Consider the following 16,303-nt stretch of genomic DNA (forward strand, 5'->3'; position numbering starts at 1 on the left):
CCGAAGTACCCCAGGAGACAAGACCGATGAAAAGACGCCTGATGCTGGCCGCTGCCGCCGTCCTCTTCGCCGCCGCCGCCCACGCCCAGGGCAGCGACTGGCCCAACCGCTCGATCCGCATGCTGGTGGGCAGCGCGCCTGGCGGCGGCACCGACGCCTTCGCCCGCGCCGTGGCCGACAAGCTGGGCCCGGCCTTCAAGGTGCCGGTGATCGTGGACAACCGCCCCGGCGCCTCCAACACGCTGGCGGCCGACCTGACGGCCAAGTCCAGCGACGGCTACACGATGGTGATGGGCGTGTCGACCGCGCATGCGATCGCGCCGCATCTGCTCAAGCTTTCGTATGACAACGACAAGGACCTGGTGCCGGTGGCTTTCGTCGGCTCCGTGCCCAACGTGCTGGTGGTGAGCAACGCGCTGGGCGTGAACAGCGTCGCCGAACTGGTGGCCATGGCCAGGAAAGAGCCGGGCAAGCTGAACTTCGCCTCCAGCGGCTCCGGCAGCACGCAGCACATCGCCGCCGAACTGTTCAAGGAAGCGACCGGCACCGAGATCACGCACATTCCGTACAAGGGCAGCGGCCCGGCGCTGCTGGACCTGGTCTCGGGCCACGTGCAAATGAGCTTCGACACGCTGGCCTCCGTGCTGCCGCAGATCCAGGCCGGCAAGGTCAAGGCGCTGGCGGTGGCGAGCGCGCAGCGCAACCCCAAGCTGCCCAACGTGCCGACCCTGGCCGAAGCCGGCGTGAAGGGCGTGGAGATGGGCGCCTGGTACGGCATCTACATGCCGGCCAACACGCCCAAGGCAGTGCAGGCCCGCGTGCATGACGAAGTGAACAAGGCCATCGCGCAGGCGGACACGAAGGCGCGGCTGGAGGCGATCGGCGCCGAAGTGACGCCCATGTCGCAGGCCCAGTTCGCCGCCTTCCACAACGCCGAGAACAAACGCTACGCGGAGCTGGTGCAGCGCCGCGGCATCAAGCTGGAATGACGGACATGAAGAACGAGAAGCCGGTCGTCGCCCTGACGCTGGGCGACCCGGCGGGCATCGGCCCCGAACTGATCGCGCGCCTGCTGGCGCGCCCGGAAACCTGCGAGACCGCGAACGTGGTGCTGGTGGGCGACCCCTGGTTGTGGGCCGATGGCCAGAAGATCGCCGGCCTGCAGGTGGCGACCGACCGCGTCGAAAGCCTGGCCGCCGTGCGCGGCCGCTCCGACAGCTCGCGCGCCGCCTTCCTGCCCGTGGACACGGTCAAGCCGGAGCAGGTGCAGCGCTCGACCTCCGCCGCGCCGGGCGGCGCCTCGGTGCTGCAGGTGCTGGATCGCTGCATGGATGCGGCGCTGGCCGGTGAAGTGGACGCCATCTGCTTCGCGCCGCTGAACAAGCAGGCGATGAAGATGGGCGGTCTCGCGCACGAGGACGAACTGCACCACTTCGCCGAATACCTGGGCGTGCAGGGCTACTTCTGCGAGTTCAACACGCTGGACGGCCTGTGGACCTCGCGCATCTCGTCGCACGTGCCGCTGGAAGACGTGCCGAAGTACATCACCCGCGAGCGCATCAACGAAGCGGCGAAGCTGATGACCCGCTCGCTGCAGGCCAACGGCGTGGCTGCTCCGCGCGTGGCCGTGGCGGGCCTGAACCCGCACAACGGCGAAGGCGGCACCTGCGGACGGCAGGAGATCGACGTGATCGCGCCGGCCGTGCGCGAGCTGAACGAACAGGGCTTCCCGGTGAGCGGCCCCTTCCCGGCCGACACCATCTTCCTGAAGGCGCGCGACGGCCAGCTCGATGCCATCGTGACCATGTACCACGACCAGGGCCAGATCGCGATCAAGCTGCTGGGCTTCTCGCGCGGCGTCACGGTGCAGGGCGGCATGCCGATCCCGATCACCACGCCGGCGCACGGCACCGCCTATGACATCGCGGGCCAGGGCAAGGCGGACGTCAACGCCACGTTCAACGCATTCAAGATTGCGACCACGATGGGTCGCGCCTACCGAGAGTCCCGCAAATGAAGATCAAATCCGTCCGCGCCCGCGTCTTCGAATGGAAGGGCAAAACCGTCCCGCCGCAGGGCAACTTCTGCTCCAACGCCATGGACCTGCTGTACTCGCCGCAGGAAACCATGAAGACCTTCCGCTTCCATTCGTGGACCGTGGTGGAAGTGGAGACCGACGACGGCATCATCGGCCTGGGCAACGTGGCGCTGGCGCCGAAGATCGCCAAGGCCATCATCGACGAATACCTGGCGCCGCTGGTGGTGGGCCAGGACCCCTGGGACTACGAGTACCTGAGCCAGCGCATGTACCGCGCGACGCATGCCTGGGGCCGCAAGGGCGTGGGCATGGCCGCGATCTCCGCGGTGGACATCGCCATCTGGGACATCCTGGGCAAGTCGGTCGGCAAGCCGGTGTTCAAGCTGCTGGGCGGCCGCACCAAGGAAAGGATCCCCTGCTACTACAGCAAGCTGTATCGCACCGACCTGAAGGAAATGCAGGCCGAGGCCGAGAAGTTCATGAAGCAGGGCTTCCGTGCCTTCAAGATGCGCTTCGGCTACGGCCCGGCGCACGGCCAGCAAGGCGTGGTGGAGAACCTGAAGTCCGTCGAGGCCGTGCGCGAGGTGATCGGCTACGACAACGACCTGATGCTCGAGTGCTACATGGGCTGGAACCTGGAATACGCCAAGCGCATCCTGCCCAAGCTGGAGAAGTACCAGCCGCGCTGGCTGGAGGAGCCGGTGATCGCCGACGACATCGACGGCTACGCGGAGCTGAACCAGCTGACCTCGATCCCGATCTCCGGCGGCGAACACGAGTTCTCGCTGTACGGCTTCAAGCAACTGCTGGAGCGCAAGGCCGTGAGCGTGGTGCAGTACGACACCAACCGCGTGGGCGGCATCACCATGGCGCACAAGATCAACGCGCTGTGCGAGTCCTACTCGGTGCCGGTGATCCCGCACGCGGGCCAGATGCACAACTACCACCTCACCATGAGCAGCCTCAACTGCCCCATGAGCGAGTACTTCCCGATGTTCGACGTGGAAGTGGGCAACGAGCTGTTCTACTACATCTTCGACGGCGAGCCGGTGGCCCAGGACGGCTTCCTGCAGCTCGATGACAAGCTGCCGGGCCTGGGCCTGACCCTGCGCACCGACTACCTCGACCAGTTCAACATCGTCGAGTGATGGCTGCCCGATACCGCGGACTGTTCCCGGTCGTCCCGACGACGTTCGACGACGCGGGCGAGCTGGACCTGCAAAGCCAGAAACGCTGCGTCGACTTCATGATCGAGGCCGGCTCGGAAGGGCTGGCCATCCTCGCCAACTTCTCGGAGCAGTTCCTGCTGGCCGACGAGGAGCGCGAGGTGCTGACGAAGACGATCCTCGGGCATGTGGCCGGCCGCGTGCCGGTGATCGTGACGACGACGCACTTCAGCTCCAGGGTCTGCGCCGAGCGTTCGCGCCGCGCGCAGGACATGGGCGCCGCCATGGTGATGGTGATGCCGCCGTATCACGGCGCCACTTTCCGCGTGGGCGAGAAGCAGATCCACGACTTCTACCAGCGCGTCTCGGACGCGATCTCGATTCCGATCATGGTGCAGGACGCGCCGGCGGCCGGCACGCCCATGTCGGCGGAGTTCCTGGCTCGCATGGCGCGCGAGATCGAGCAGCTGGCCTACTTCAAGATCGAGACGGCGGGCGCGGCGTCCAAGCTGCGCGAGCTGATCCGGCTGGGCGGCGATGCGATCGAAGGTCCGTGGGACGGCGAGGAGGCGATCACGCTGCTGCCGGACCTGGAGGCAGGTGCGACCGGCGCGATGACGGGCGGCGGCTTTCCGGACGGGATTCGCCCCATCCTCGATGCCTACCGCGCCGGCAAGCGCGACGAAGCGATCGCCCGCTACGAGCGCTGGCTGCCCTTGATCAACCTGGAGAACCGCCAGTGCGGCTTCCTGGCCGCCAAGGCGCTGATGAAGGAAGGCGGCGTGATCGCCTGTGAAGCGCCGCGGCATCCCTGGCCGGATCTGCATCCGGCGAATCGCTCGCTGTTGATCGAGACCGCGCGGCGGCTCGACGCGATGGTCCTGCGCTGGGGCCGCTGAAGCATGAACTACCTGACCCATTACGCCGGCGCGCGGCCGGTGCAGACCTGTGTCGTGGGCAGCGGCGGCTTCGGCCGCAGCTTCCTGGCGCAGGCGCTGCGCATGCCGCTGGTTCAATGCCGCGTGGCGGTGGACCGCGAGGCCGGCATCGCGGCCGAGGCCCTGCGCTCCATCGGCCTGCAGCCCGGACGCATCGCCGTCTGCGAGACGCCGGCGCAGGCCGCTGCGGCCTGGGAGCGCGGCCAGCACATCGCCGCCGGCGACGTGTCCGTGGTGTTGGGCCTGCCGCTCGACCTGCTGATCGAAGCCACCGGCCACCCCGAAGCGGGCGCGCGCCACGCGCGCCTGGCCATCGAAGCGGGCCTGCACGTGGCACTTGCCTCCAAGGAGGTCGACAGCGTCGTCGGCCCCGAGCTGGCGCGCCTCGCCCAGCTGAAGGGCCGCGTGGTGACGCCGGTCGACGGCGACCAGCCTTCGCTGCTGATCGGCCTGGTCACCTGGGCACAGGTGCTGGGCCTGGAGATCGTCGCTGCCGGCAAGTCCAGTGAATACGACTTCGTGTTCGACGCTGCCAGTGAGACCATCGAGAGCAATGGCAAGCGCATCACGGCACCGGGCTTCGGCCGGCTGTGGTCGCTCGGGCAGGGCGATGTGGCGGCGATGGCGCGCGCCCGCGCCGAAGCCTGCGCCGCGCTGCCGCAGCGCGCCGTGCCCGACCTGTGCGAACTGCTGGTGGTGGCCAATTCCACCGGCCTGCTGCCGGACCGCAAGGACCTGCACGCGCCCATCGCGCGCATCGGCGAGGTGCCGACCGCCTTCGTCCCCCAGGAAGCCGGCGGCCTGCTGGCGCGAGCGGGCACGCTGGACGTGTTCCATTGCCTGCGCGCGCCCGGGGAGGCAGGCCTTGCCGGCGGCGTCTTCGTCGTCGTGCGCTGCGATGACGCCGAGACCTGGAGCCTGCTGGCTGGCAAGGGCCACATCATGAGCCGCGACGGCAGGCATGCGATGCTGCCCATCCCCCGCCACCTGCTGGGGCTGGAAGCCGCCACCAGCGTGCTCGATGCCGTGGTGCATGGCCGCTCCAGCGGCGCGCAGCAACCGAAGCCCGTGCTGGACCTGGTGGCGCGCGCCACCCGCACGCTGAAGGCCGGCACGCGGCTGGCCATGGGCGGCCACCACCACACGATCGAAGGCACCGCCGCCGAACTGCTGCCGGCCGCGCCGCTGGCTGCCGGCGTGCCGCTGCCTTTCTACCTGGCCGCCAACCGCGAACTGGTGCGCGACGTCGAAGCCGGCCAGCCGGTCTGCCTGGCCGACGTCGCCATCGATCCCGGCTCCGAACTGCTGGCACTGCGCCGGCAGCAGGACGCGCATTTCTTTCCCACGGCACGCTGAAATCACCAACAAACAGGAGACAACATGCAGTTCAAGACCCTGGCCCTGCTGCCGCTGCTGGCCGCGAGCGCGCTGCCCGTGCTGGCCGCCGACTGGAAGCCCGTGCGCCCGGTGGAGTTCGTCGTCACCGCCGGTCCCGGCGGCGGCACTGACCAGTTCGCGCGGGTGGTGCAGACCATCGTGCAGAAGTACAAGCTGATGCCGGTGCCCGTGGTGGTGACCAACAAGAGCGGCGGCGCCGGCACCGAAGGCCTGATCGCCGCGAAGTCGTCCAAGGGCGATCCGCACAAGCTGGTGTTCTCCACCAACCTGGCGTACCTCATGCCCATGATCACCCGCGTGGGCTACACCATCGACGACGTGACGCCGGTGGCCATCATGGCGGCCGACGAATTCATCCTCTGGTCCAACGCCGACGGCCCTTACAAGACCGTCAAGGATCTGCTGGCCGCGGCCAAGGCGAAGAACGGCGCCTTCAAGATGGGCGGCGCCCAGTCCAAGGACACCGACCACATCCTCACCCGCCAGATCGAGAAGGCCACCGGCATCAGCGTCACCTACATCCCCTTCAAGTCGGGCGGCGAAGTGGCGGTGCAGCTGGCCGGCGGCCACGTCGAGGCCAACACCAACAATCCTTCGGAGAACGTCTCGCACTGGCGCGCCGGCAAGGTGCGCCCGCTGTGCGTGTTCTCGAAGCAGCGCCTGCCGCTGAAGGACAAGGTGACGGCCGACATGGGCTGGAGCGACATCCCCACCTGCAAGGAGCAGGGCATCCCGATCGAGGAGTTCCGCATGCCCCGCACCGTGTGGGCGATGGGCGACATCACGCCGGAGCAGGCCGCGTACTACGGCAAGGTGATGGCGCAGGTGCGCGAGAAGCCCGAGTGGCGCGACTGGCTGCAGAAGGGCCTGCAGAGCGACATGTTCCTGACCGGCACCGAGCTGGCCCGCTACATCGCCAACGACAAGGCCAACCACAAGGTGCAGTTCAGCCAGGACGGCTGGCTGCTGAAGGACTGAGGCCTGCCGGGGTCGGTTGCGCCGGCCCCGGCCTACGAAGGAACGCATGATGCTGTCGCGTCGATCGTTGGAAATCTCCACCGCCGCCACCCTCGCGGCGTTTGCCGGCGCCGTCATCGCCGGCGCGCTGCAGCTGGACACGGGTTGGGCGAGCACCGGGCCGCAATCGGGCTACGTGCCGCTGCGGCTGGGCGCGATGCTGCTGGCGGTGAGCCTGCTGCTGCTGGTGCAGGCGGCGCGCACCGCGTCGCCCGGGACCTTCGCCACGCGCGAGCAGCTCGCGCGCTGCCTCGCGCTGCTGCTGCCCACGCTGGTGATGGTGTTCGCCATGGCCTGGCTGGGCACCTACCTCACCGCCGCCGTCTACCTCGCCTTCATGGCGCGCCGCCACGGCGGCCTGGGCTGGGGCCGCGCGGCGGCGCTGGGCCTCGTGGCCAGCGTGGTGACCTTCCTCACCTTCGAGCTCTGGTTCGGCGTGCCGCTGGCCAAGGGACCGATCGAAACCTGGCTGGGGTATTGAGGCATGGCGGAACAACTGCACCTGCTGGCCGGCGGCTTCCAGACTGCCTTCAGCCTATACCATGTGGCGCTGATGGTGGCGGGCGTGCTGCTCGGCATCCTGGTGGGCGTGCTGCCCGGCCTGGGCGCGCCCAACGGCGTGACCCTGCTGCTGCCGCTGACCTTCACGATGACGCCGGTGTCGGCCATCATCCTGCTGTCCTCGATGTACTGGGGCGCGCTGTTCGGCGGCAGCACCACGTCCATCCTGTTCAACATCCCCGGCGAGCCTTCGTCGGTGGCGACCACCTTCGACGGCCACCCGATGGCGCGCAAGGGCGATGCGGCGCGCGCGCTGGCCACCGCTTTCCTGTCGGCGGGCTTCGGCGCGCTGGCGGGCGTGATGGTGGTGACGCTGGTGGCGAACACCATCGCCGACTTCGCGCTGAAGTTCAGCCCCGCCGAATACTTCGCGGTGTACCTGCTCACGTTCTGCAGCTATGCGGGCATGAGCGGCGGCCGGCCGCTGAAGACCATCGCGGCGCTGCTGGTGGGACTGATCCTCGCCGGCGTCGGCACCGACACGGTCTCGGGCGAGATGCGCCTGACCTACGGCTCCGACCTGCTGGTGGGCGGCGTGTCCTTCCTGGCCGCGGTGGTGGGCCTGTTCGGCATCGGCGAACTGCTGGTAACGGTGGAAGAGGGCCTGGCCTTCCAGGGCCTGCATGCCCGCATGAGCTGGCGCGTGATCTGGCAGACGATGAAGGAGATGCCGGGCCACGGCTGGGCGCTGCTGCGCTCCACCCTCATCGGTTGCTGGATGGGCATCACGCCCGGCGGGCCGACCGCGGCTTCCTTCATGTCCTACGGCGTGGCCAAGCGCTTCTCGAAGCGGCGCGCGAACTTCGGCCAGGGCGAGCCCGAAGGCGTGGTGGCGCCGGAAGCGGCCGACCATTCCGCCGGCGTATCGGCGCTGCTGCCCATGCTGGCGCTGGGCGTGCCCGGCTCGGCGACGGCGGCGGTGATGATGGGCGGGCTGATGATCTGGGGCCTGCAGCCCGGTCCCATGCTGTTCGTCGACCAGCCGGACTTCGTCTGGGGCCTGATCGCCTCCATGTACATGGCCAACGTCGTGGCCATCGTGCTGGTGCTGGCGACCATCCCGCTGTTCGCGTCCATCCTGCGCGCGCCCTTCGCCATCATCGGGCCGATCATCGTCGTGGTGTGCCTGATCGGGGCCTACACCATCGCCGGCAAGATGTTCGACGTCTGGCTGGCGCTGGGCTTCGGCGTGGTCGGCTATGTGTTCAAGAAGCTGGACTACCCGATCGCGCCGCTGATCCTGGCCATGGTGCTGGGCGACAAGACCGAGGACGCTTTCCGCCAGTCGATGCTGCTGTCCAACGGCTCGCTGGGCATCTTCTACGCCAATGGGCTGGTCGGCACGCTGGTGACGGTGGCGCTGCTGCTGCTGGCGTGGAGCTTCGTCGGTCCGCTGCTGAAGAAGCGCGCCGCCGCGCCGGAGGAGCCATGCGCTACGGCGTGATCGCGGACGATTTCACCGGCGCCACCGACGTGGCGAGCATGCTGGTGCGCGCGGGGCTGCGCACCGTGCAGGCCGTCGGCGTGCCGCGCGGTCCGGCGCCGGAGGCCGACGCGGTGGTGGTGGCGCTGAAGAGCCGCACCGTGCCGGCGGCCGATGCCGTCGCCCAATCGCTGGCAGCGCTGGCGTGGCTGCGCGCGGCGGGCGCCACCCGCTTCTACTTCAAATACTGCTCCACCTTCGATTCCACCGCGCAGGGCAACATCGGCCCGGTGGCGGATGCGCTGATGCAGGCGCTCGACACCGACCTCACCGTCGTCTGCCCGGCCTTCCCGGAGAACGGCCGCACGGTCTATGCCGGCCACCTGTTCGTGGGCGAGCAGTTGCTGTCCGATTCGGGCATGCGCGACCATCCGCTGACGCCGATGCGCGATGCCAGCCTGCCGCGCCTGCTGCAGGCGCAGTTGCCGGCCGGCCGGAGGGTCGGGCTGGTGCCGCAGGCGGTGGTGGCGCAGGGCGCGCAAGCCGTGCGTTCGCGGCTGGCGCAACTGCGCGCCGAAGGCGTGCGCTACGCCGTCACCGACGCCCTGGACAACGAGGACCTGCGAGCCATTGCGGCGGCGTGCGCGGACCTGCCGCTGGTCACGGCCGCATCCGGCCTCGCGCTGGGCATGCAGGCGGTGGCTGCCGGCACCTCGGACGCGGCACACCTGCCGCGCACCGACGGCTTGGCCGCCGTACTGGCGGGCTCCTGCTCGCAGGCGACGCAGGGGCAGGTCGCGCACTGGCTGGCCGCAGGGCGGCCGGCCTTCCGCATCGACGCGCTGCGCTGCGCCGATGACGGGGAGGGGCAGGCACAGGAGGCGCTCGCCTGGGCCGGCGCAAGGCTGGCGGACGGTCCCGTGCTGGTCTATGCGACCGCCACGCCGGCGGACGTGCGGGCCGTGCAAGAGCGGCTGGGCACCGAGCGCGCGGGCGCGGTGGTGGAGGATTGCCTCGCGCGCCTTGCCCGTGGCCTGGTGGCGCTGGGCGTGCGGCGGCTGGTGGTGGCAGGTGGGGAGACCTCCGGCGCCGTGGTGCAGGCGCTGGGATTGGAGCAACTGCGTATCGGTCCCACCATCGCGCCGGGCGTGCCCTGGACCTGGGCGCCGGGGCCGGGCCTGCTGCTGGCGCTGAAGTCGGGGAATTTCGGGGGCGCGGACTTCTTCGAGCGGGCGCTCGCGGCGGCCGACGCGTGAACGGTGCGCAGCCTACGGCTGCGGCGGCCCGGCAGGTGCGGCGATATACCGCCGCAGACCTTCGACCAACGCATCGAAAGCCGCCCTGCACCGAGGACTGCTCCTGAGGTCCTCGTGCATCACCACCCAGGTTTCGAGCTTCATCTGCAACTGCCGCGGTAGCAGGCGCACCAGCCCGTCCCGCTTGCCCAGCGCCACCTGGCACAGGCCGATGCCGGCGCCGGCGCGGACCAGGGCGAGCTGCGCCAGGTCGTTGTCGCTGCGCAGGGCGAAGGATTCGCGGGAGATGCCGGGCAGCTGCCTGCGCGCCGCGCGGAGGAACGGCGTCTCGGTGTCGAAGCCGACCAGCGTGTGCTGCGCCAGGTCTTCCAGCTTCTTCGGCGTGCCGCAGCGCGCCAGGTAGTCGGGCCGCGCATGCAGGCCCAGCGCGATCTCGCCCACCTTGCGCGCGACCAGCACGTCCTGCCGCGGCTGCGTCATGCGCACGGCGAGGTCGGCCTCCTGCTTCAGCAGGTCCTGCACGCGGTTGGTCAGCACCAGTTCGACCTTCAACTCGGGATGCGCGCGGCGCAGCTCCGCGACGATCGGCGGCAGCACCTCCACGCCGACGATCTCGCTGGCCGAGATGCGCACCGTTCCCCGGACGCCTTCACCCTGGCTCTCGGCGGCGCGCCGCAGCGCCGCGGCGGTGCTGCGCATGCTTTCGGCGTGCCCGCGCAGCGCCAGCGCCGCTTCGGTGGGCAGCAGCCCGCCGGGCGAGCGGGTGAAGAGCGGGACACCCAGCGCCTGTTCCAGGGCCGCGACGTGCCGCCCGGCCGTTGGCTGCGTGATGGCCAGCGCCCGCGCCGCGCCCGAGAGCGAGCCTTCGGAGAGCACGCCGAGGAAAGTGCGGACCAGGTCCCAGCCGATATCGTCTTTGGCCATGCAGAAATGTATAGCTGCTCACCCATGTTCGCCAATTCCCATGGAGCCGGCGACTCCCCAGAATCCTCCCATCGCCAACAAGGAGAGCGGAACATGGACAGGCAACTCACGGCCCTGGTGCTGGGCGCGACGGGCGGCATCGGCGGCGAGGTGGCACGCCAGCTGCGCGATGCCGGCTGGACGGTGCGGGCGCTCAAGCGCGGGTTGGCGCAGCCGCAGGAGCAGCGCGAGGGCATCACCTGGTCCAGCGGCGACGCCATGAACCGCGACGACGTCCTGCGGGCGGCCCGCGGCTGCAGCGTCATCGTGCACGCGGTGAATCCGCCTGGCTACCGCCGCTGGGGCGAACTGGTGCTGCCGATGGCCGACAACACCGCCGCCGCGGCGATCGCCGAGCGGGCGACCATCGTGCTTCCAGGGACGGTCTACAACTACGGGCCGGACGCCTTCCCCTAGATGCGGGAAGATGCGCCGCAGAACCCACGGACACGCAAGGGCGCGATCCGCATGGAACTGGAGCGGCGCTTCGAGGCCGCGACCCAGCAGGGTGCGCGCGTCCTTGTCGTGCGGGCCGGCGACTTCTTCGGCCCCTCGTCGAAAAACAGCTGGTTCGGACAGGGCCTGGTGAAGCCGGAGCAGCCGGTGCGCACGGTGACGGTGCCGAACGCGCGCGGCGTCGGCCACCAGTGGGCTTACCTGCCCGACGTGGCGCGGACGATGCTGGAACTGCTGGCGCGCCGCGAGCAGCTGGAGCCTTTCGCCCGCTTCCATTTCGGTGGCCACTGGGACGCTGACGGGACGCAGATGGCGCAGGCGATCCGGCGGGTGGTGCAGCGCCGCAGCGGGCACTTGCCTTCCATCCGCAGGTTCCCCTGGCCGCTGCTGCGGCTGGCGTCGCCCTTCGTTCCGCTGCTGCGCGAGCTGATGGAGATGCGCTACCTGTGGCGGGAGGAAGTGCGCATGGACAACGCGGAGTTGCGGCGCGCGCTGGGGCAGGAGCCGCACACGCCGCTGGAGCGGGCGGTGGAAGAGACGCTGGTGGGGATGGGGTGCCTGGCGGCCCGATCAGGCAAGCTTGATCTCCCCGTCGAAGCTCACCTGCAGCTTCGCCCCGGGGATCTCCAGCGTCATCTTCGCGGCTAGCGTCTCGTCGCCCTTCAAGGCGCCGGCCTGCAAGGCGCTCGCCACCGCCGCCTCGATCTCCCGCTGCGAGCTCACGCCGACGTACTTGAGGAACTTTCGCAGGCTCATGTTGAAGGCGTCGTCGTCCATGGTGTGCTCCTTCGTCAGCAGAAGATCAGGGCCAGCCAGGCGGGGTCGTCCAGCAGGTTCAGCACGACGAAGCCGCCCACGCGGTAGAGCCAGAACTGCGCCTGGCCGAAAAACTCCGTCGTGTCCATGCGCCGAAGTGTACGGAAAGCTCAATTGCCCTTGCGCCGCGCGTACATCCGCGCCGCAGCCTGCGCGCGCGCGAGGATCGCGGCGCGCAGCTCGCGCGGTGCCTGCACCTCGACGTCGGGCGCCAGCCGCAGCAAGGGGCCGGCCGCCTGCAGGACCGATTCGATCGGGATGCGGACTTCTACCCGCTGACCCGCCGCGGGATTCGCGACACCCCGCAGTGCCCGCGCCACCGTGGCATTCCACTGGCGCAGGTCGGCGAGGCCGGCCGCCGTCGCGGTGACCGTCGCCGCGGCGGCATAGAGCTCGGTCTCGAAGCGCTGCACCGACTCGGCCCAGTGCCGCGCCAGGTCGAAGCGCCGGGGCCGCGTGCAGCGCGCTTCCAGCGCCCGCGCATCGGTGATCCCGGCGACGCGGAAGGTGCGCAGCTTGCCTTCGCGCGTGGCCACCAGGTACCAGGTGCCTGCTTTCAGCACCAGGCCCAGCGGATGCACCACCTGCCGTGCGCTGCGCGTCCAGCTGGTGTAGGCGATCCCCAGCTGGCGCTCTTCCCACACGGCTTTCGCCACGGTACTGAGGTGCGCCAGCGTGTCCGCCTCGCGGTACCACTCCACCGGGTCCAGGTGCAGCCGTGAGCTGATGCGCCGCGCATGGCCGCGCCACTGCGCGGGCAGGGCGGACAGCAGCTTCAGCTGCGCGCTCTGCACCTCCGCGCCCAGCCCCAGCTCCGCCGCCGGGCCGGCCAGGCCCGAGAGGAACACGGCCTCCGCCTCGGTGGGCGTCAGGCCGGTCAGCGTCGTCTTCCATCCGGGCAGCAGCTGGAAGCCGCCGGCCCGGCCGCGTTCGGCATACACCGGCACGCCGGCGCTGGTGAGTTCGTCGATGTCGCGGTACAGCGTGCGAACCGACACTTCCAGCAGGCCCGCGAGCTCGGTGGCCGACATGCGGCCGCGCGTTTCCAGCAGCATCTGGATGGAGAGCAGGCGGCTGGCACGCATGGAAAGAGAGTGTAGGCAGGAATCCTGCCGTTCGATGTCAGGTATGGGTCCGCACACTGCGCGGCATGGAAACGATCTGGCTTTTTGCGCTGCTGGTGTTCGGGATCATTGCGCTGCCCGGCATGGACATGGCTTTCGTGCTGGCGAGCTCGCTCGCCGGCGGACGCGGCGGCGGTTTCGCCGCGCTGGCAGGCATCGTGGCCGGTGGCCTCGCGCACGTCGTGATGGGCGTGCTGGGGGTCGGCCTGCTGCTGCAGGCGCTGCCGGCCGCCTACCGCCTGCTGCTGCTGGCGGGCGCGGCCTACCTGGCATGGATCGCCTGGAAGCTGTGGCGGCACCCGGGCGCGCTGACCGAAGTGCCCGACACGGCGCAGCGCAGCCGCCGCCAGACCTTCTGGCGCGCGCTGGCCACCTGCCTGCTCAATCCCAAGGCCTACGTCTTCATGGTGGCCGTGTTCCCGCAGTTCCTGCGCCCGGGGCAGGGCCCGCTGGCCATGCAGGCGGCGCTGCTGTGGGGGGTCATCGCCGTGACGCAGGTGCTCGTGTACGGCGCGGTAGCGCTGGGCGCGGGCGGACTGCGGGCGCGGCTGGCGCGCTCCGCCGGCCGGCAGATGCTGCTGGCGCGCCAGGTGGCGTTGCTGCTGGGTGGCACGGCCCTGTGGGCGCTCTGGCATGGCGTTGTCCCCGGGCCATGACCTGCGAGGTCATGGCCTTCCCCTCTTCCTTCCGGAAGGATCCCCTTCATGCGTAACGATCCTGGCTCTTCTACTGCGCCATTGGCGCCGCCGCCGGCGCGCCTGCAAAAGCTGCCCTTGCTGGTGCTGCTGGCCGGCACCTTCATGGTGGTGCTGGATTTCTTCATCGTGAACGTCGCGCTGCCTTCGATGCAGCACGAGCTGCATGCCTCCGACGGCGCGCTGCAACTGGTCGTGGCCGGCTACGGCGTGGCCAATGCGGCGGGGCTCATCACGGGCGGGCGCCTGGGTGACCTGTTCGGCCGCCGCCGCATGTTCATGCTGGGCCTGCTGCTGTTCACGCTGGCTTCGCTCGCCTGCGGGCTCGCGCCGAACGCGCATGTCCTCGTGGCCGCACGCATCGCGCAGGGCCTGGCTGGCGCGGTGCTGCAGCCGCAGGTACTGGCGACCTTGGGCCTGCTGTATGCGGGACCGGCGCGGGCGAAGGCGTTCGCGGCGTACGGCATCGCCCTGGGCCTGGGTGCGGCGCTGGGCCAGTTGATCGGCGGCTTGCTGATCGACCTGGGCCCCGCGGCTCTCGGTTGGCGCGGCTGCTTCCTGATCAACCTGCCGATCGGGCTGGCGGCGTTGCTGCTCGCGCCGCGCGTCATTCCCGAATTGCCGGCCAGCCGCGGCAGCCGCCTCGACTTGCCGGGCGCTGTGCTCGCCGGCCTGGCCTGCGTGTCGGTGGTGTGGCCGCTGGTGGAAGGACGCGACCAGGGCTGGCCGCTGTGGAGCGTGTTGCTGCTGCTGGCCGCCTTGCCACTGGGCGCGTCGTTCGTGTGGCGGCAGCGGCGCGCGGCGGATCCGCTGGTGCAGCCGGCCTTGCTGGCGCAACGCGGCTTCCGCGCGGGGCTGCTCGCCACCTTCGTCTTCTATGCCGGCAATGCCTCGCAGTACTTCGTGCTGGCGCTGTACCTGCAGCAAGGGCGCGGCCTGGCGCCGCTCGCTTCCGGGCTGGTGTTCACCTGCCTCGCCGGCGGCTTCTTCGCGGCGTCGCTGGCGGCGCCGCGGCTGGCCGCGCGCTTCGGCGGCGCGCCCATCGCGCGTGGTGCGCTGCTGCTGGCCCTGGGCCACGCGCTGCAACTGGCCAACGTGCTGTGGGGCGGCGAGTGGAGCCTCGTCCTGATGCTGCCGGTGCTGGTGCTGCAGGGCGTGGGGCTCGGCGTGGTGATGGCGCCGCTGGTGTCCGCCGTGCTCGCGGGCCTGCCGCCGCAACATGCCGGCGTGGGCTCGGGCGTGCTGGCCACCGTGCAACAGGTGGGCAACGCGGTCGGCGTGGCGCTGGTCGGCGTGGTGTTCTACGGCGTGCTGGCGCGCGCGGACCATGGCGAGGCCTTCGCGGCGTCGCTGGCCTGCCTCGCGGCGTCGGCACTGCTGGTCGCGGCCTTGTACCGGCGCGTCGTAGCGGCCGCCCGGGCCTGAAGGACTACTCCGATCGGAGTAGGTCGCGCAAGGTGCGTGACTACAATCTTCCGTCTACAAGAGCAGTACCGTGGACGGAACCCTGGCCCAGGCCATCGCCGCACTCGACGCTGGGCAGCCGCGCCGCAGCGTGGCCATCTCGCATGCCGTGCTGGAACATGCGCAGCGCAAGCGCGATCCGCATCTCGAGGCCCGGGCCAGCCTGCTGTTGGCGCAGGGCTTCAAGCTGGGGTCGCGCCTGCGGCTGGCCGCGGACTTCGGCGAACGCGCTGCCGATCTCTTCCACGCCCGCTCCGATGCCGAAGGCCTGGCCGACGCGCTGAGCCTGCGCAGCTACAGCGCCAGCGCGTTCGGCCGGCACGACGAGGCCCTGCTGCTCGCCACCCGTGCCATCGAAGTGCGGGCCGCGCAGAAGGACCCGGAGGCCAGTGCCATGGGCCTCAACGCCTTCGGTATCGCTTCGCTCTGGGCCGGTGACCTGGCGAGCGCCCGCGGCGTGCTGGATGCCGCGGCGCTGTACGCGGCCGAAGAGGGCTGCGCCGCCACGGCCTTCCAGCCGGTGGTGAATGCGGCCTGCGCCGAGGTGCTGCGCCTGATGCGCGACGGCGAGCAGGACACCGACCAACTCGCCGCGCTCCTGCGTTGGGCGCGCCAGCTGCTGCGACGTGGCGCGCGCGGGTCCAGCCGCGGCAGCGCGGACGTCGTCATGCTGCTGCTGGTGTTCTGCGACTTCATGCTGGCGCAACGCCGTGGCCAGGCGGATCGTGCAGCGGTGCTGCACCAGGACTGCATCCAGCGGGCCGCGCGGCTGCCGCGCCGCAGCTGGCTCCACGCCTTCGCCTGGTGGGCGCGCTACGAGCGCAGCAAGTCGGCGGGCGACACGGCCGGTGCGCTGCGCAGCACCCGGGCGATGGCGGCGGCAGCGCGCGAAGGCGAGCATGCGACGCTCGCCGCGCTGGCCGACGACCTGGGCGCGCGATTGAGCTTATGCCGATAAGCAAGTGAGAACTCGGTCGTTCGCGTTGGC

Annotated in this window: 15 protein-coding genes and 1 pseudogene; 13 read left to right on the plus strand and 3 right to left on the minus strand. The window is 70.3% G+C overall.

All coding sequences use genetic code 11. The annotated features are described in order from the left end of the window. Positions 1 to 26 precede the first annotated feature (26 nt). From HHL11_RS09795 to otnK, 9 genes are read left to right on the plus strand one after another with little or no spacing between them, the layout of a single operon-like run. Positions 27 to 989, plus strand: coding sequence for a Bug family tripartite tricarboxylate transporter substrate binding protein (locus HHL11_RS09795; RefSeq protein ID WP_169418204.1), 963 nt, complete (start codon positions 27 to 29; stop codon positions 987 to 989). Positions 990 to 994: 5 nt separating this feature from the next. Further along, positions 995 to 2,017 (plus strand): 4-hydroxythreonine-4-phosphate dehydrogenase PdxA, encoded by a 1,023-nt coding sequence (locus tag HHL11_RS09800; RefSeq protein ID WP_425355189.1) that lies wholly within the window; start codon positions 995 to 997, stop codon positions 2,015 to 2,017. Continuing rightward, complete coding sequence (locus tag HHL11_RS09805; protein ID WP_169418206.1) at positions 2,014 to 3,186, plus strand: L-rhamnonate dehydratase; 1,173 nt, start codon at positions 2,014 to 2,016, stop codon at positions 3,184 to 3,186. The genes HHL11_RS09800 and HHL11_RS09805 overlap by 4 nt, the downstream gene beginning before the upstream one ends. Continuing rightward, complete coding sequence (locus tag HHL11_RS09810; RefSeq protein WP_169418207.1) at positions 3,186 to 4,103, plus strand: dihydrodipicolinate synthase family protein; 918 nt, start codon at positions 3,186 to 3,188, stop codon at positions 4,101 to 4,103. Before HHL11_RS09805 ends, HHL11_RS09810 begins: the two co-directional genes overlap by 1 nt. A gap of 3 nt (positions 4,104 to 4,106) precedes the next feature. Next, the gene (locus HHL11_RS09815) at positions 4,107 to 5,498 is read left to right on the plus strand and encodes an NAD(P)H-dependent oxidoreductase (RefSeq protein ID WP_169418208.1); all 1,392 of its coding nucleotides are present in this window, start codon (positions 4,107 to 4,109) and stop codon (positions 5,496 to 5,498) included. 24 nt (positions 5,499 to 5,522) lie between these two features. Further along, complete coding sequence (locus HHL11_RS09820) at positions 5,523 to 6,518, plus strand: Bug family tripartite tricarboxylate transporter substrate binding protein (protein ID WP_169418209.1); 996 nt, start codon at positions 5,523 to 5,525, stop codon at positions 6,516 to 6,518. A gap of 46 nt (positions 6,519 to 6,564) precedes the next feature. Further along, positions 6,565 to 7,038, plus strand: coding sequence for a tripartite tricarboxylate transporter TctB family protein (locus tag HHL11_RS09825; RefSeq protein ID WP_169418210.1), 474 nt, complete (start codon positions 6,565 to 6,567; stop codon positions 7,036 to 7,038). 3 nt (positions 7,039 to 7,041) lie between these two features. Then, positions 7,042 to 8,562: a tripartite tricarboxylate transporter permease gene (locus tag HHL11_RS09830; RefSeq protein WP_169418211.1), complete on the plus strand. Its 1,521-nt coding sequence runs from the start codon at positions 7,042 to 7,044 to the stop codon at positions 8,560 to 8,562. Then, complete coding sequence (otnK, locus tag HHL11_RS09835) at positions 8,547 to 9,797, plus strand: 3-oxo-tetronate kinase (protein ID WP_169418212.1); 1,251 nt, start codon at positions 8,547 to 8,549, stop codon at positions 9,795 to 9,797. Before HHL11_RS09830 ends, otnK begins: the two co-directional genes overlap by 16 nt. Before the next feature lie 12 nt (positions 9,798 to 9,809). On the opposite strand, the gene HHL11_RS09840 is transcribed toward otnK, so the two are convergent. Further along, entirely contained in the window at positions 9,810 to 10,721 is a 912-nt protein-coding gene (locus tag HHL11_RS09840; RefSeq protein ID WP_169418213.1) for a LysR family transcriptional regulator, read from the minus strand. 93 nt (positions 10,722 to 10,814) lie between these two features. Between HHL11_RS09840 and HHL11_RS09845 the strand changes: the two are divergent. Next, a pseudogene (locus HHL11_RS09845) lies at positions 10,815 to 11,864 on the plus strand (NAD-dependent epimerase/dehydratase family protein). Here HHL11_RS09845 and HHL11_RS09850 read toward each other — a convergent pair. Together HHL11_RS09850 and HHL11_RS09855 are read right to left on the minus strand one after the other, a co-directional pair. Next, positions 11,787 to 11,993 carry a DUF6494 family protein gene (locus HHL11_RS09850; protein ID WP_169418214.1) on the minus strand — a complete coding sequence of 69 codons (207 nt, stop codon included), beginning with the start codon at positions 11,991 to 11,993 and terminating at the stop codon, positions 11,787 to 11,789. The pseudogene HHL11_RS09845 and the gene HHL11_RS09850 overlap by 78 nt on opposite strands. Positions 11,994 to 12,142: 149 nt before the next feature. Then, a complete protein-coding gene (locus HHL11_RS09855) occupies positions 12,143 to 13,117 on the minus strand; it encodes a helix-turn-helix transcriptional regulator (RefSeq protein WP_169418215.1) in 975 nt (324 codons plus the stop codon). A 65-nt stretch (positions 13,118 to 13,182) separates the two neighbouring features. Here HHL11_RS09855 and HHL11_RS09860 point away from each other — a divergent pair, with 65 nt between their 5' ends. From HHL11_RS09860 to HHL11_RS09870, 3 genes are all read left to right on the plus strand, one after another. Further along, complete coding sequence (locus tag HHL11_RS09860; RefSeq protein WP_169418216.1) at positions 13,183 to 13,812, plus strand: LysE family translocator; 630 nt, start codon at positions 13,183 to 13,185, stop codon at positions 13,810 to 13,812. Positions 13,813 to 13,860: 48 nt separating this feature from the next. Further along, entirely contained in the window at positions 13,861 to 15,276 is a 1,416-nt protein-coding gene (locus tag HHL11_RS09865) for an MFS transporter (protein WP_169418217.1), read from the plus strand. A gap of 70 nt (positions 15,277 to 15,346) precedes the next feature. After that, on the plus strand, positions 15,347 to 16,273 hold the full coding sequence (locus HHL11_RS09870) for a hypothetical protein (protein WP_169418218.1): 927 nt from the start codon (positions 15,347 to 15,349) through the stop codon (positions 16,271 to 16,273). Positions 16,274 to 16,303 lie beyond the last annotated feature (30 nt).

This window comes from Ramlibacter agri, from assembly GCF_012927085.1.
Taxonomy (GTDB): Bacteria; Pseudomonadota; Gammaproteobacteria; order Burkholderiales; family Burkholderiaceae_C; genus Ramlibacter; species Ramlibacter agri.

Coding starts and splice junctions, on each gene's coding strand:
- HHL11_RS09795 (WP_169418204.1), top strand. CDS start 27: ATGAAAAGACGCCTGATGCTGGCCGCTGCCGCCGTCCTCTTCGCCGCC.
- HHL11_RS09800 (WP_425355189.1), top strand. CDS start 995: ATGAAGAACGAGAAGCCGGTCGTCGCCCTGACGCTGGGCGACCCGGCG.
- HHL11_RS09805 (WP_169418206.1), top strand. CDS start 2,014: ATGAAGATCAAATCCGTCCGCGCCCGCGTCTTCGAATGGAAGGGCAAA.
- HHL11_RS09810 (WP_169418207.1), top strand. CDS start 3,186: ATGGCTGCCCGATACCGCGGACTGTTCCCGGTCGTCCCGACGACGTTC.
- HHL11_RS09815 (WP_169418208.1), top strand. CDS start 4,107: ATGAACTACCTGACCCATTACGCCGGCGCGCGGCCGGTGCAGACCTGT.
- HHL11_RS09820 (WP_169418209.1), top strand. CDS start 5,523: ATGCAGTTCAAGACCCTGGCCCTGCTGCCGCTGCTGGCCGCGAGCGCG.
- HHL11_RS09825 (WP_169418210.1), top strand. CDS start 6,565: ATGATGCTGTCGCGTCGATCGTTGGAAATCTCCACCGCCGCCACCCTC.
- HHL11_RS09830 (WP_169418211.1), top strand. CDS start 7,042: ATGGCGGAACAACTGCACCTGCTGGCCGGCGGCTTCCAGACTGCCTTC.
- otnK (WP_169418212.1), top strand. CDS start 8,547: ATGCGCTACGGCGTGATCGCGGACGATTTCACCGGCGCCACCGACGTG.
- HHL11_RS09840 (WP_169418213.1), bottom strand. CDS start 10,721: ATGGCCAAAGACGATATCGGCTGGGACCTGGTCCGCACTTTCCTCGGC.
- HHL11_RS09850 (WP_169418214.1), bottom strand. CDS start 11,993: ATGGACGACGACGCCTTCAACATGAGCCTGCGAAAGTTCCTCAAGTAC.
- HHL11_RS09855 (WP_169418215.1), bottom strand. CDS start 13,117: ATGCGTGCCAGCCGCCTGCTCTCCATCCAGATGCTGCTGGAAACGCGC.
- HHL11_RS09860 (WP_169418216.1), top strand. CDS start 13,183: ATGGAAACGATCTGGCTTTTTGCGCTGCTGGTGTTCGGGATCATTGCG.
- HHL11_RS09865 (WP_169418217.1), top strand. CDS start 13,861: ATGCGTAACGATCCTGGCTCTTCTACTGCGCCATTGGCGCCGCCGCCG.